The organism is Streptococcus danieliae, assembly GCF_013415245.1.
GTDB classification, from domain to species: domain Bacteria; phylum Bacillota; class Bacilli; order Lactobacillales; family Streptococcaceae; genus Streptococcus; species Streptococcus danieliae_A.
In genome coordinates this window covers 1-13221 of sequence record NZ_JACBXX010000139.1, presented here as the reverse complement: position 1 = coordinate 13221, position 13221 = coordinate 1, and the positions used below count along the sequence as shown (strand labels likewise).

Annotated in this window: 12 protein-coding genes and 1 pseudogene; 12 read left to right on the top strand and 1 reads right to left on the bottom strand. The window is 46.2% G+C overall.

Annotated elements, in window-relative coordinates; translation table 11 throughout:
• Positions 1-166: 166 nt before the first annotated feature.
• The 8 genes and pseudogenes from HZY94_RS06785 (at position 167) to HZY94_RS06750 (ending at position 7989) form a co-directional block, all read left to right on the top strand.
• On the top strand, positions 167-637 hold the full coding sequence (locus HZY94_RS06785; protein ID WP_179925560.1) for a cell wall elongation regulator TseB-like domain-containing protein: 471 nt from the start codon (positions 167-169) through the stop codon (positions 635-637).
• 5 nt (positions 638-642) lie between these two features.
• A complete protein-coding gene (locus HZY94_RS06780) occupies positions 643-1818 on the top strand; it encodes a pyridoxal phosphate-dependent aminotransferase (RefSeq protein WP_179925559.1) in 1176 nt (391 codons plus the stop codon).
• Between the two features lie 10 nt (positions 1819-1828).
• Complete coding sequence (gene asnS / locus HZY94_RS06775) at positions 1829-3175, top strand: asparagine--tRNA ligase (protein WP_179925558.1); 1347 nt, start codon at positions 1829-1831, stop codon at positions 3173-3175.
• Between the two features lie 64 nt (positions 3176-3239).
• A complete protein-coding gene (gene rapZ, locus HZY94_RS06770; protein WP_179925557.1) occupies positions 3240-4130 on the top strand; it encodes an RNase adapter RapZ in 891 nt (296 codons plus the stop codon).
• Positions 4127-5102: pseudogene (locus HZY94_RS06765) on the top strand (YvcK family protein). The gene rapZ and the pseudogene HZY94_RS06765 overlap by 4 nt, the downstream one beginning before the upstream one ends.
• A 17-nt stretch (positions 5103-5119) precedes the next feature.
• Positions 5120-6037 (top strand): DNA-binding protein WhiA, encoded by a 918-nt coding sequence (gene whiA / locus HZY94_RS06760; RefSeq protein WP_179925556.1) that lies wholly within the window; start codon positions 5120-5122, stop codon positions 6035-6037.
• Positions 6034-6882, top strand: coding sequence for a metallophosphoesterase family protein (locus HZY94_RS06755; protein WP_179925555.1), 849 nt, complete (start codon positions 6034-6036; stop codon positions 6880-6882). Before whiA ends, HZY94_RS06755 begins: the two co-directional genes overlap by 4 nt.
• 258 nt (positions 6883-7140) lie before the next feature.
• Positions 7141-7989 (top strand): IS630 family transposase, encoded by an 849-nt coding sequence (locus HZY94_RS06750; RefSeq protein WP_179925554.1) that lies wholly within the window; start codon positions 7141-7143, stop codon positions 7987-7989.
• 5 nt (positions 7990-7994) lie between these two features.
• On the opposite strand, the gene HZY94_RS06745 is transcribed toward HZY94_RS06750, so the two are convergent.
• A complete protein-coding gene (locus tag HZY94_RS06745; RefSeq protein ID WP_179925553.1) occupies positions 7995-8963 on the bottom strand; it encodes an NAD(P)/FAD-dependent oxidoreductase in 969 nt (322 codons plus the stop codon).
• Between the two features lie 175 nt (positions 8964-9138).
• Between HZY94_RS06745 and HZY94_RS06740 the strand changes: the two genes are divergently transcribed.
• The 4 genes from HZY94_RS06740 to HZY94_RS06725 form a co-directional block, all read left to right on the top strand.
• Positions 9139-9882, top strand: coding sequence for a DeoR/GlpR family DNA-binding transcription regulator (locus tag HZY94_RS06740; protein ID WP_179925561.1), 744 nt, complete (start codon positions 9139-9141; stop codon positions 9880-9882).
• Positions 9879-10790, top strand: coding sequence for a 1-phosphofructokinase (pfkB, locus tag HZY94_RS06735; RefSeq protein WP_179925552.1), 912 nt, complete (start codon positions 9879-9881; stop codon positions 10788-10790). The genes HZY94_RS06740 and pfkB overlap by 4 nt, the downstream gene beginning before the upstream one ends.
• Positions 10787-12727 carry a PTS fructose transporter subunit IIABC gene (locus tag HZY94_RS06730; protein ID WP_179925551.1) on the top strand — a complete coding sequence of 647 codons (1941 nt, stop codon included), beginning with the start codon at positions 10787-10789 and terminating at the stop codon, positions 12725-12727. Before pfkB ends, HZY94_RS06730 begins: the two co-directional genes overlap by 4 nt.
• Positions 12728-13048: 321 nt before the next feature.
• On the top strand, positions 13049-13221 hold a 173-nt coding region (locus tag HZY94_RS06725), incomplete at its 3' end, for a helix-turn-helix domain-containing protein (RefSeq protein WP_179924846.1).

The window sequence follows — 13221 nt, the reverse complement described above, 5'->3', positions numbered from 1 at the left end:
AATGTTGTTAAATCTGTGATAAACTGGGTCATGGGAATAAATCTTTTCTAGTAGTATTTTTGGTCTAACTCTACTATAACAGGATTTATTCCTTTTTTGCGTTTACACAAGATATTGTACACTCTCATCTATAGCAATCTAGCCTAAAAAACGGTATAATGAAAAGGTGAAAAAAATAGTCTATTTAGAGCCCTATTTTCCCAAAGGGCAGTTTATCCTCGGGATTTTTGTGGTCCTGTCGCTGATCTGCTTTTCCAGCCTTTACCTGATTGATCTGGGAACCAAAACCCAGGATATGCGCCTTGCAAATGCCCAGTTGCGGGCTCAGGAATTAGCAGGTTTTACGGAAGTCGATGCAGTGGAGATTTTTAATGGTCAAAATTCCTATACCACTGTTTTTGCCAAAGATCGGGCCTTGATTTTAAATACCCAGCAGGAGCAGGTCGCCTTGGTTGATTTGAGCCAGGGAGCCAGCCGTCAGGAAGCCGAAGCACTAGCGGCGGAAGCAGCTGGGGGTGCTCCCATCCAGGCCAGTCGGTTGGGCTATGATCAGGACAAGGTTGTTTGGGAGGTTCGCTCTGGAACCAACTATTACCTTATCGACTTTAAGGACAAGAAACTAATCAGAAAAGAGTGAGCCTTATGTTAGCAGATCGTGTCAAATTTATGGAAGAAAGTGCAACCCTAGCTGCTGCGGCTAAGGCCAAGGCGCTAGCCGCAGAGGGGCGGGATATTCTATCACTGACTCTGGGAGAACCTGATTTTACAACTCCCGCAGTGATTTCCCAAGCGGCCAAGGCCGCGATTGAGTCCGGCCAGGCCTCCTTTTATACAGCTAGTTCGGGTTTACCAGCTTTAAAAGAAGCGGTGCAGGACTACATGGTCGATTATTATGGCTATGAGGTTCAAGCTTCACAAATCCTAGTTACAACCGGGGCTAAGTTGGCCCTAGCAGCTTTCTTCTTGGCGGTGTTAAATCCTGGAGACCAGGTTCTGATTCCGACTCCTTACTGGGTTTCTTATGTCGAGCAGGTGAAGTTGGCTCAGGGAGAGCCAGTCTTTGTCGAAGGAGCAGAAGCTAAGAACTTCAAAATTAATGCAGATCAGTTAGAAGAACTGTGGAATCCTCGTGTTAAGGTTTTACTTCTTAATAATCCCTCCAATCCTACAGGAAATCTCTACACGCGCGAAGAATTAGAAGCCTTGGCCGCCTGGGCTATCGACCGGAATGTTTTGGTTCTAGCAGATGATATTTATGGTCGGCTAGTTTACAATAAAGCGGAATTTGTCCCGATTTCTAGTCTATCCTCCCAGATTCGGAACCAGACGGTGGTGATTACAGGTGTGTCCAAGACTTATGCCATGACTGGTTGGCGGATTGGCTTTGCCGTTGGCCCTCAGGAAATTATCCAGGCCATGGGTCAACTAACCAGTCAGTTGACCTCGAATCCAACAACAGTGGCCCAGTATGCTGCCATCGCAGCCTTGAAGAATAGCCATAAGGAAGCTGAGGAAATGCGTTTGGCCTTTGAGGAACGCCTCAATACCATTTATCCATTGCTCAATCAGGTTCCTGGTTTCCGGACTGTTAAACCCCAAGGTGCCTTTTATCTCTTCCCTAATGTAGAAGAGGCCATGAAGCTAAAAGGGTTTACCGAGGTTGCCGACTTTACCAATGACATTTTGGAACAGGTTGGTCTGGCCCTGGTAGCCGGCGATGCTTTTGGCAGTCCCCATCATGTTCGCATGAGTTATGCGACCGATTTGGATATCTTAAAAGAAGGCATTCTACGCCTAGAAAAATATATGAATATGTAAAGGAAAGTTTATGTCAAAAAAATTTGTATCGATTCGTGATGTCAAAGACCATGTTGGTCAAGAAGTAACCATTGGTGCCTGGGTTGCCAATAAATCTGGAAAAGGGAAAATCGCCTTTTTGCAATTACGGGACGGAACGGCTTATTTTCAAGCTGTGGCTTTTAAACCAAATTTTCTTGAAAAATTTGGCGAAACAGAAGGGGCTGCTAAATTTGAAACCATCAAAAAACTCAGTCAGGAAACTTCTGTTGAAGTAAAAGGGATTGTGAAGGAAGACGAGCGGTCGAAGTTCGGTTATGAATTGGATATTACAGATCTTAAGGTGATTGGTCACTCTGTTGATTATCCAATCACGCCCAAAGAGCATGGAACAGACTTTTTGATGGACCACCGTCATTTGTGGTTGCGTTCGCGGAAACAAATGGCCATCATGCAAATTCGGAATGCCATTATCTATGCGACCTATGAATTTTTCGATCAAAATGGCTTTATCAAGTTTGATAGTCCAATCCTGTCCGGCAATGCGGCAGAAGATTCCACAGAATTGTTTGAGACCGACTACTTTGGTAACACTGCCTACTTGAGTCAGTCTGGTCAGCTTTACCTAGAAGCGGGAGCCATGGCTCTAGGACGTGTCTTTGACTTTGGCCCTGTGTTCCGGGCAGAAAAATCGAAAACCCGTCGCCACCTGACTGAGTTTTGGATGATGGATGCGGAGTACTCCTTCCTTTCCCATGAAGAATCCCTTGATTTACAAGAAGCCTATGTCAAGGCTTTGGTTCAAGGTGTCTTGGATCGAGCACCACAAGCCTTGGAAATCTTGGAACGGGATGTTGAGTTGTTGAAGTCCTACATCGCTGAACCTTTCAAACGGATTAGCTATGACGAGGCGATTGATTTGCTTCAAGCCCATGAACAAGACGCAGACACAGACTACGAGCACCTTGAGCATGGCGATGATTTTGGATCTCCTCATGAAACGTGGATTTCCAATCACTTCGGTGTGCCAACCTTTGTAACCAACTATCCAGCGGCTATTAAGGCCTTTTACATGAAACCTGTTCCTGGAAATCCAGAACGTGTGTTATGTGCAGATTTGTTGGCCCCAGAAGGCTATGGAGAAATCATTGGAGGGTCTATTCGTGAAGACGATTATACAGCCTTGGTAGCCAAAATGGATGAACTAGGAATGGATAAATCAGAATACGAATTTTACCTAGATCTTCGCAAATATGGTTCCGTTCCTCACGGTGGTTTCGGAATTGGAATTGAGCGGATGGTGACCTTTGTAGCTGGTACCAAACACATTCGTGAAGCGATTCCATTCCCACGGATGCTTCACCGTCTACGTCCATAACAAGAAGGATTGCAGAGGAGGCGTGGACTGAAGTCCACGCCTTGTTTTTAAATAGGAGATGCTGATGATGAACGAGAAATTGCAACTGGTTGTTGTAACCGGAATGAGTGGAGCTGGAAAAACAGTTGCCATCCAATCCTTTGAAGATCTAGGCTATTTTACCATCGACAATATGCCGCCAGCCTTGTTGCCCAAGCTCTTAACCCTAGTTGATGGTTCTGCTGAGCATAAGCGGATGGCTTTAGTGATTGATATGCGGAGCCGGTCTTTTTTCAAGGATATTCAGGAAGTTTTGGATGAGCTGGAAAATCGGGATGACCTGGATTTCAAAATCCTCTTTTTGGATGCAGCTGACAAAGAACTGGTGGCTCGTTACAAGGAAACCCGTCGTAGCCATCCACTAGCAGCCGATGGTCGCATCATGGACGGAATTAAGCGGGAGCGGGAGCTCTTGGTTCCACTTAAGAGTATGAGTCAACATGTAGTGGATACGACTGAGTTGACACCGCGGGAATTGCGGAAACTCTTGGCCCAGCATTTTGCGGACCAAGATTTTGAACAAGCCTTCCGCATTGAAGTCATGAGTTTTGGTTTTAAATATGGCTTGCCCATGGATGCCGACTTGGCCTTTGATGTTCGTTTTTTACCCAACCCCTATTACCAAGTGGAGCTGCGCAACCAAACCGGCTTAAATCCAGCGGTTTACGACTATGTGATGGAACAGCCGGAGTCTGAGGATTTCTATCAAAATCTCCTCAACCTCCTCAATCCGATTTTGCCGGGATACCAGAAGGAAGGCAAGTCCGTTTTGACCATTGCCATCGGCTGTACCGGTGGTCAGCATCGGAGTGTCGCCTTTGCTCGTCGTTTGGCCGATGATTTGGCTAAAAATTGGAATGTCCGCGTCAGCCATCGGGACAAGGATCGCAGAAAGGAAACCGTCAACCGTTCATGAGGAAGAAGCGAATTACAGTGATCGGAGGCGGGACTGGGATTTCAGTGATTCTCAACAGCCTTCGCAAACAAGATGTGAACATAACAGCAGTGGTTACGGTTGCTGACGATGGTGGCAGTTCTGGCAAATTGCGGCAAGACATGCAGTTAACCCCGCCAGGAGATCTCCGCAATGTCCTTTTGGCCATGTCAGACATGCCCAAATTATATGAAAAAATTTTTCAATACCGGTTTGCAGAGGACGATGGTCCCTTTGCAGGTCATCCCTTGGGTAATTTAATCATTGCAGGGATTGCCGAGATGCAGGGTTCGACCTACCATGCCATGCAGCTTTTAACAAAATTGCTGCATACAACGGGGAAAATTTATCCTTCCAGTGAGCGTCCCTTAACCCTGCATGCGATTTTTGATGATGGGACAGAAGTGGCGGGGGAAAGCCATATTGCCAAACATCGGGGGATGATTGATCAGGTCTATGTGACCAATACCTATGATGATTCCAAACCCCAGGCTAGCCGCAATGTTGTTCAGGCGATTCTCGACAGTGACATGGTGATTCTGGGTCCGGGTTCCCTCTTTACTTCGATTTTGCCAAATCTGATGATTGAGGAGATTGGCCAAGCCTTATTGGAAACCAGGGCGGAAATCGTCTATATCTGTAACATTATGACCCAAAAGGGAGAAACAGAGCATTTTACGGATGCTCAACATGTCCGTGTCTTGCACCAGCATCTGGGGCAGCCATTTATCGATACCGTTTTGGTTAATGTCGACCAGGTTCCACAGGAATACATGAATGATCATGAATTTGACGAGTACCTGGTGCAGGTGGAACATGATTTTGCGGCTCTGGCTAGCCAGGTTCCGCGCGTGATCTCTTCGAATTTTCTACTATTAGAAAAAAAAAGGAGCCTTCCATGATGGCGATCTGGTTGTTGAAGAAATCATGAAATTAACCAGTCACAAGCATTAGAGAAAGGAGGGCCAGTTATGAGTTTTACGACTACGATTAAGGAGGAAATTCTTGCCCTCCCTGATCGTCATCCAGCTGAATTGGCAGCTCTGATTAAGCTGTCGGGTAGCTTGGGGCTGAGTCGCGAGGGTTTAACCCTGTCGGTGTCAACAGAAAATGCCAAGGTCGCTCGCTTTATTTATGAGTTTCTCTTGGAGTGGTTTGCTATTCGCTCTGATATTCGGCATCACCAGAAAACCAATCTTCGTAAAAATCGCGTTTATACAGTTTTTATGGATCATGGGGTTAAAGATTTATTGGATATCCTAGGCCTCTCCCCCGCCTTTTTTGAGCAGGAAACCGGCCTTCCGGTTTCAATTATGGACCATGACAATGCCGCGCGCGCCTATCTACGCGGCGCCTTTCTGGCCAGTGGAAGCATGCGGGATCCGGATTCTGGCCAGTACCAACTGGAAATCGCGTCCGTCTATGTCGATCATGCTCAAGATTTGCGACAGCTTATGCAAGATTTTTTGTTAGATGCCAAGGTCTTAGAACGAAAAAGAGGGGCGATCACCTATATTCAGCGGGCGGAAGACCTAATGGATTTTCTCATCATTATTGGGGCCCTGGAAGCGATGGAGCAACTGGGAGAGATCAAGCTGATGCGGGAAACCCGCAATGACCTCAACCGGGCCAATAACGCAGAAACAGCCAATATTGCCCGGACTGTGAAAGCCAGCATGAAAACGATTAACAATATTAGTAAAATTATCGACCATGTGGGTCTAGAGAGTTTGAGTCCAGAACTACAGGAGGTGGCCCGTTCGCGGATTGCCCACCCCGAATATTCGCTCCAAGAACTAGCAGATAGCCTGTCCACGCCCCTGACCAAAAGCGGTCTCAACCATCGCTTACGCAAATTAAATAAGATTGCAGAGGAAATTCCCGAATGAAACTAGCTGTTTTAGGGGACATTCATGGCAATCTGACAGGTCTAGAGGCAGTCCTGGCCGACGCAGACCAGCTAGGGGTTGAAGAATACTGGCTGATGGGCGATGAGCTGATGCCAGGCCCCTCTAATCTGGAAATTTTACAAATTCTGGAGCGTCTCCCTTATACAGTCCGCCTCCGTGGAAATTGGGAAGATTCCTATCTAGGGGCGAGGGCAGGTCATTATCCCCGTAAGAGTCCCTTGGATTTGTTTGTCTATCGGCAGAGTCAACACCTGGATCCGTTTTTGACGGATGCCATACGCCAAGACATCCAAGCGCGTCCGATTTATCTACACCGCCAGGTCGGCCCGCTCCGCTTCAATCTCTCCCATCATCTGCCTCAGAAAAATTGGGGACGGGAGCTGGTTCCGCCTTTTGAGCAGGCCGACCTAGAAGCGCTTTTTGCAGAGGATGAGGCTGATGTAGCAATTTTTGCCCATAGTCATATCCAACAGCTGTTTTATACACCGCAAGGCCAACTAGTCCTAAATCCAGGATCGATTGGCCAGCCCTATTTCCCTTGGAAGCAGCTCCGCCAAGATTTGCGGGCCCAGTACCTCTTGCTGGAAATCGATGAAACCGGTCTGGCTCAGATTGATTTTCGCAAGGTCGCCTATGATGTTGATTTGGAAATCAAACGCGCTGTCGAGGCCGACATCCCCTATTTGGATTTCTACCAGCATTTATTGAAAACAGGTATCCGGCTTAGCAATGACGTTCATTACTTGGACTCCTATCATCAGAAAATGGGAACCCAACAAGAGGTGGAAGAGTATTTTGCGGTCAGTTTCTCGGAATTGGAGTAGTTTGTTGAAAGAGCATTAGAATTTATACTATTTCCACTTTAAAATTAAATCGTGAATTGTCAGGTCAAGTGCAACACGGCAATGGCTTGACAATAGGTGTCTCTGATACTTGCACTTTTCGACAGAAATTATAGAGCCAATAGAAAAAGTATTAGCATAAAAAACGACCTCGGATGATGTAATCTTAGGTCGTTTTTTGTCTGGGCTAGGGCTTGTATAGTCGTTTAGCTTATAAACCGTATATGATATACTTGTCTTATGGCATACGGAATTGATTTTAGAAAACGTGTCCTCGCTTACGTAGAAGAGGGACATACACGTCAAGAGACTGCAAAACTATTTAATATTAGCACGAATACTTTATACACCTGGGAAAAGCAACAACGAGAACAGGGACATTTAGAACGTAAAAAGCGTGTAGCTAAGTCTAGAAAAATCCCTTTGGATCAATTAAAAAACTTTGTTGAGGAAAATCCAGATGCCTTTTTAAGGGAGATTGCAGAGCATTTTTCTTGCAGTATTCCCTCTGTTTGGGCTGCTTTGAAGCAAGCGAATCTTACTTTAAAAAAAAAGACGACTAGCTATAAAGAGCAAGATCCGGAAAAAGTTCATAACTACATTGAGGCATTGACAGTTTTAGAACACTTACCAATTGTTTATATTGATGAAACAGGTATTGATACTTATCTTTATCGTAAAAATGCCCGTGCACCAAGAGGTGAGAAAGTCTATGAGAGCGTTAGTGGTCGTCGGTTCAAACGAACATCGATTGTATCAGGACAAGTGAATCATAGATTTATAGCCCCAATGATTTATCAAGGGAGCATGACCAGTGCTTTCTTTGTCGAATGGTTTAAGACCCAGCTCTTGCCTTCTTTGGAGGTTCCTCATGTTATTGTCATGGACAATGCAAGTTTTCATCCTAAGAAGATTTTAGATGAACTTTCTATTTGTAATGGTCATTTTTTTCTCCCTTTACCACCATATTCCCCTGAACTGAATCCTATTGAGAACAGTTGGGCTATTTTGAAAAAAGCAGTGACAGAATTGCTTAGAAAGACAGGCGATTTGACTGATGCAATAACATACTATTTAAAAACTAAATGACTATATTAGATACTTGTAGAGTGTTTGGGTTGAATTTTTTGTTTTGGGTCGATGAAGTGGACGGCGTTGTTGACGGCAGTAGGAGCTTCACCGAAGCCAGTGGCAATCATGGCTGCCTTTCCGGGATAGGTGCAGCAATCACCGATGGCATAGATCCCTGGTAGATTGGTCTCGAGCTTGCTATTGACGAGGATTTTCTGGCGTTCCAAGTCGAGTCCCCATTCTTTTAAATTGCCAATGGAGGATTTGAAACCATAATTGACGAAAATATGGTCCACTTCAAGCTGCTTGCTTTCTTTGGTTTTGCTATGGGTAATTTCAAGGTGACGCACGCTTGTGTCTTGGCCGATAAGGCCGCTTGGGATATAGGGGGTTTGGATCGTGACCCTAGAAGCTTTGAGGTCAGAGACCGAGTGCTCCAAGGCTCGGAAGTTGTCCCGCCGATGAATCAGGGTTGTATCAGCAATTTTTTCAAAAGCCAGTGCCCAGTCGACTGCGGAATCGCCACCACCGAGGATGGCGATTTTTTGGTCTCGGAATTGTTCCATGTTTTGAACATGGTAGTGGATATTGTCGTATTGATCGGCACCGTCCAGTTCTAGGGGACGGGCTTTGAAGGCTCCCCCGCCCATGGCAATAATGACTGTTTTTGACAGGTGGTCTCCTTTGGAAGTCACCAAGCGGTAGTGACCATCGAGCTGTTCCAACTCGAGCAGCGTCTCGCCTAAACCAATCGTTGTTTCAAAGGTATGTAGTTGTTCCAGCAGGTTATCGGTGAGCCCTTGGCCGGTAATGGAGGGAAAACCCGGGAGGTCGAGAATCGTTTTTTCGGGGTAGAGGATGGCAGGTTGCCCGCCTAGTTGCTCTAGGGAATCAATCAGTTTAACCTTGGCTTCCCGAAGGTTGGCGTAGAAGGCAGCAAAGAGGCCGACTGGCCCACCGCCAACAATGGTAATGTCATAAATCTCAGACATGAGATCTCCTTTTATTTTCTAATTTTCTATCAATTCTACCTTCATTTTATCAAAAATCAAAAAAAATAGACAAGTCGGCTTCCTCGAGGTGAGAGTTTTTGAAGGAAATTGATTGACATTGAAAAATTTTGGAGTATAATAGATTTTGTAATCGATTTCATAAGGAGGGACTCTTATCCTAAAAGAAGAACGGCATCATCGGATTCGAGCAGAATTGCGAGGGCAGGGCTTTGTCAGTCTGGAGTATTTGCAAGAGCTTTTGCAGACATCTGAATCAACCATTCGGAGAGATTTGGCAGAACTGGAGCGTCAGGGCTTGTTAAAACGCGTTCATGGGGGAGCCGAGCATCTTCGCTTTCTGTCTCAAGAAGAAAATATGCAAGAAAAAGCCATCAAACATGTGGCTGAAAAGCAGGCCATTGCCAACTGTGCCCTGCAGCAGATCCAGGATGGGGAGACCATTTTTGTTGATGCGGGGACGACGACGGCCTTCTTGCTGGAAGGCTTAGCCCAAAAGGCGGTTCGGGTTGTGACCAATTCGATTCACCATGCGGCACGTTTGGTGGACTTGCATGTTCCAACCCTGATGATTGGTGGGCAGATTAAGGAAACAACCGATGCCTGTATCGGAGCAGCAGCTCTGGAGCAGGTGCAGGCCTTGAATTTTGACCGGGCTTTTATGGGAATGAATGGCTTGGATCAGGATTGGTACTATACTCCTGATCCAGAGGAGGCCGCCCTTAAAAAAGCCGTGCTTCAGAATACCTCAAAGGCCTATGTTTTGGCAGACCCATCTAAGTATTATCAGACTGCTTTTGTTAAGGTGGCTCGAGTTGAGGCTGCGACCTTGGTGATAGCACCGTCCCAATCTTCCTTGATGAAACGATTAGAAGAGAAAACAGAGGTACTTACAGCATGATTTATACAGTAACGCTTAATCCCTCCATTGACTTTATTGTCCGTCTGGACCAGTTAGAGCTGGGACAGGTGAATCGGATGAAGTCGGACGATAAGTTTGCAGGGGGTAAGGGCATTAATGTCAGTCGGATCCTGCAGCGCTTAGGAAAAAGCAATCAGGCAACGGGCTTCCTGGGTGGTTTTACCGGACGATTTATCACGGATGTCTTGGATCAGGAAGGAATCCCCCATCAGTTTGTTCAAGTTGCAGGGGATACCCGTATTAATGTCAAGGTCAAGGCTGACCAGGAAACCGAAATCAATGGACCAGGGCCGGAAATTTTGCCGACAGCTTTGGCGGAACTTAAGAGTTTCCTGGCAGGTCTCGGGGCTGGCGATGTGGTTGTCTTTGCAGGCTCTAGTCCAGCCAATCTCGGGAATGAAATTTACCGCGATTTGATTGGTCTTACCCGAGAGGCCGGTGCGGCAGTGGTTTGCGATTTTGAAGGGCAGACCTTGTTGGATTCCTTGCAGCACCAGCCACTTTTGGTTAAACCCAATAATCACGAATTGGGAGCTATTTATGACCGGGAGCTGAGCGACTTGGCTGAGATCCAGGAGTATGCAGAAAAATTAATCCAGGCGGGCGCCCAGCATGTTATTATTTCCATGGCTGGCGATGGGGCCCTATTGGTGACAGCCGAGGAGGCCTATTTTGCCAAACCGATTAAAGGGGAGGTCAAGAATTCAGTTGGAGCAGGAGATTCCATGGTGGCTGGTTTCACAGGAGCTTATGCGGACACGCAGGATGCTGTGGAAGCCTTTAAATGGGGGGTGGCTTGTGGAACGGCTACTACCTTCTCAGATGATTTAGCAACTGCAGACTACATTCAGGAAATGTACCAACAGGTGGAGGTAGAAAAACGATGAACATTCAAGATTTATTGAAACAAGATGTGATGCTACTGGACTTGCAAGCTCAAAGCAAAGAAGCAGCGATTAACGAGATGGTTGAGTCCTTAGTGGCTCATGGCTATGTAACAGACTTCCAAATTTTCAAAGATGGCATTATGGCACGTGAAGCGCAGACCTCAACAGGCTTGGGCGATGGGATTGCCATGCCCCACAGCAAAAATATGGCAGTCAAAGAAGCAGTCGTTCTCTTTGCCAAATCCGCAAGTGGTTTGGATTATGAAAGTTTGGACGGTCAGCCAACCGACCTCTTCTTTATGATTGCGGCACCAGAAGGAGCCAATGATACCCATTTGGCAGCCCTGGCTGATTTGTCGAAATATCTCTTGCAAGATGGCTTTGCAGCCCAGTTGCGTCAGGCAAGTAGTCCAGAGCAAGTATTAGCTTTGTTTAATCAGCAAGAGGAGGCTACTGCAGCACCGGCAGCTGAGGTAGATCAAGATGCGGACTTCTTGGTTGCAGTAACCGCTTGTACAACAGGGATTGCCCACACTTATATGGCCCAAGAAGCCCTACAAAAACAAGCTGCTGAAATGGGTATTGGGATCAAAGTTGAAACCAATGGAGCTAGTGGCGTTGGTAACCCTCTATCAGATGCAGATATTGCGCGTGCCAAGGGTGTCATTATTGCTGCCGATAAGGCGGTTGAAATGGCTCGCTTTGCAGGCAAGCCACTGGTAAATCGCCCTGTAGCGGACGGAATCCGGAAAACAGAAGAATTGATCAAACTAGCCTTGGATCCAGCGACACCAGTTTATGAAGCAAGCCAGGATGTAGCTAAAGCTGCTGAGTCTGCAGGTGGCTCTGGCCTCTACAGACATTTGATGAGTGGTGTGAGTCAGATGTTGCCATTTGTGATTGGTGGTGGGATTCTAATTGCCCTAGCCTTCCTCTTTGACCAAATGTTAGGTGTTCCTCAAGATCAATTGGCCAACCTGGGATCTTACCATCAAATTTCAGCCCTCTTTAAGGCGATTGGTGGAGCAGCCTTTGGCTTCATGCTTCCAGTTTTGGCTGGTTATATTGCTTATTCGATTGCGGAAAAACCTGGCTTGGCAGCCGGATTTGTAGCGGGTGCCTTGGCTTCATCAGGTGCGGCCTGGGGCCACGTTCCCTTCGCAGCTGGTGGTGAAGCGAGTCTAGCCCTAAGCGGTGTGTCTTCTGGTTTCCTAGGTGCCCTAGTCGGTGGTTTCTTGGCTGGCTATGTGGTTAATTTCCTTAAAAAAGCCTTGGCCAACTTGCCACGTTCTTTAGAAGGAATCAAATCAATCTTGCTTTTCCCACTCTTGGGAATTGGCTTGACTGGTTTCCTCATGCTCTTTGTCAACATCCCAATGGCGGCCATCAATACTGGTTTGAATAACTTCTTGGAAGGTTTGTCAGGTAGCTCAGCTGTCCTAGTTGGTTTGGTTGTTGGAGGCATGATGGCTATTGATATGGGAGGACCTTTCAACAAGGCCGCTTATATCTTTGGAACTGGAACCTTGGCAGCTAGTGTCGCAACTGGTGGCTCTGTTGTTATGGCAGCCGTTATGGCCGGTGGTATGGTTCCTCCTTTGGCCATCTTTGTGGCAACCCTACTCTTTAAAAACAAATTTACGGAAGAAGAGCGGAATTCTGGTTTGACCAATATTATCATGGGTCTCTCCTTTATCACCGAAGGTGCGATTCCATTTGCAGCAGCTGATCCAGCGCGGGCGATTCCCAGCTTTGTGGCCGGATCTGCCCTAGCCGGTGGTTTGGTTGGCTTGGCTAGCATCAAATTGATGGCTCCTCATGGTGGAATCTTTGTTGTCGCCCTTACTTCAAATCCCCTGTTGTACCTTGTCTTCATTTTAATTGGAGCAGTGGTCTCTGGTGTTCTTTACGGTTACTTCAAAAAAACAAGTAAATAATGAAAATACACAGGCTTTTTCGGAATGAAAGAGCCTGTTTTTCAGAAAAATGAAACATAAGCAAAAATTTTAAAATGAAGTTAGCCACCCATCCTATCTGCTAGATAAGTACTACAACTCATTCTGATGAGTTGTCTGATTTCATTTGATAATAGGTTTGGAGCTGTTAGGCTAATTGGCCAAGGCTAATGATAGCCTTGGTTTAGCCCTCAAAACAGCTTCAAAAGTCCCTGTTGTCAAATGAAATCCTTTTGTAAGGTATAAGAAAACACCTCCGTGCTATACTTGTTGTTCACCACAAACAAAAGGAAGGGCACAGAGATGCAAAACAATTATACAACAAAAGGAAAACATTTGACAATTAATGATCGTCGCTACATTGAACGATGGAACAAAGAAGGAAAATCCAATCGAGAAATTGCTCGCCTACTTGGAAGAGCTCCTCAAACAATCAATAACGAAATCAAGCGAGGGCAAGTCTTACAACAAGTGAG

What these genes read in the sequence shown, in the direction of transcription:
- rapZ (WP_179925557.1), top strand. Translation starts at nt 3,240, where the DNA reads ATGATGAACGAGAAATTGCAACTGGTTGTTGTAACCGGAATGAGTGGA.
- HZY94_RS06780 (WP_179925559.1), top strand. Translation starts at nt 643, where the DNA reads ATGTTAGCAGATCGTGTCAAATTTATGGAAGAAAGTGCAACCCTAGCT.
- HZY94_RS06730 (WP_179925551.1), top strand. Translation starts at nt 10,787, where the DNA reads ATGAACATTCAAGATTTATTGAAACAAGATGTGATGCTACTGGACTTG.
- asnS (WP_179925558.1), top strand. Translation starts at nt 1,829, where the DNA reads ATGTCAAAAAAATTTGTATCGATTCGTGATGTCAAAGACCATGTTGGT.
- whiA (WP_179925556.1), top strand. Translation starts at nt 5,120, where the DNA reads ATGAGTTTTACGACTACGATTAAGGAGGAAATTCTTGCCCTCCCTGAT.
- HZY94_RS06750 (WP_179925554.1), top strand. Translation starts at nt 7,141, where the DNA reads ATGGCATACGGAATTGATTTTAGAAAACGTGTCCTCGCTTACGTAGAA.
- pfkB (WP_179925552.1), top strand. Translation starts at nt 9,879, where the DNA reads ATGATTTATACAGTAACGCTTAATCCCTCCATTGACTTTATTGTCCGT.
- HZY94_RS06745 (WP_179925553.1), bottom strand. Translation starts at nt 8,963, where the DNA reads ATGTCTGAGATTTATGACATTACCATTGTTGGCGGTGGGCCAGTCGGC.
- HZY94_RS06755 (WP_179925555.1), top strand. Translation starts at nt 6,034, where the DNA reads ATGAAACTAGCTGTTTTAGGGGACATTCATGGCAATCTGACAGGTCTA.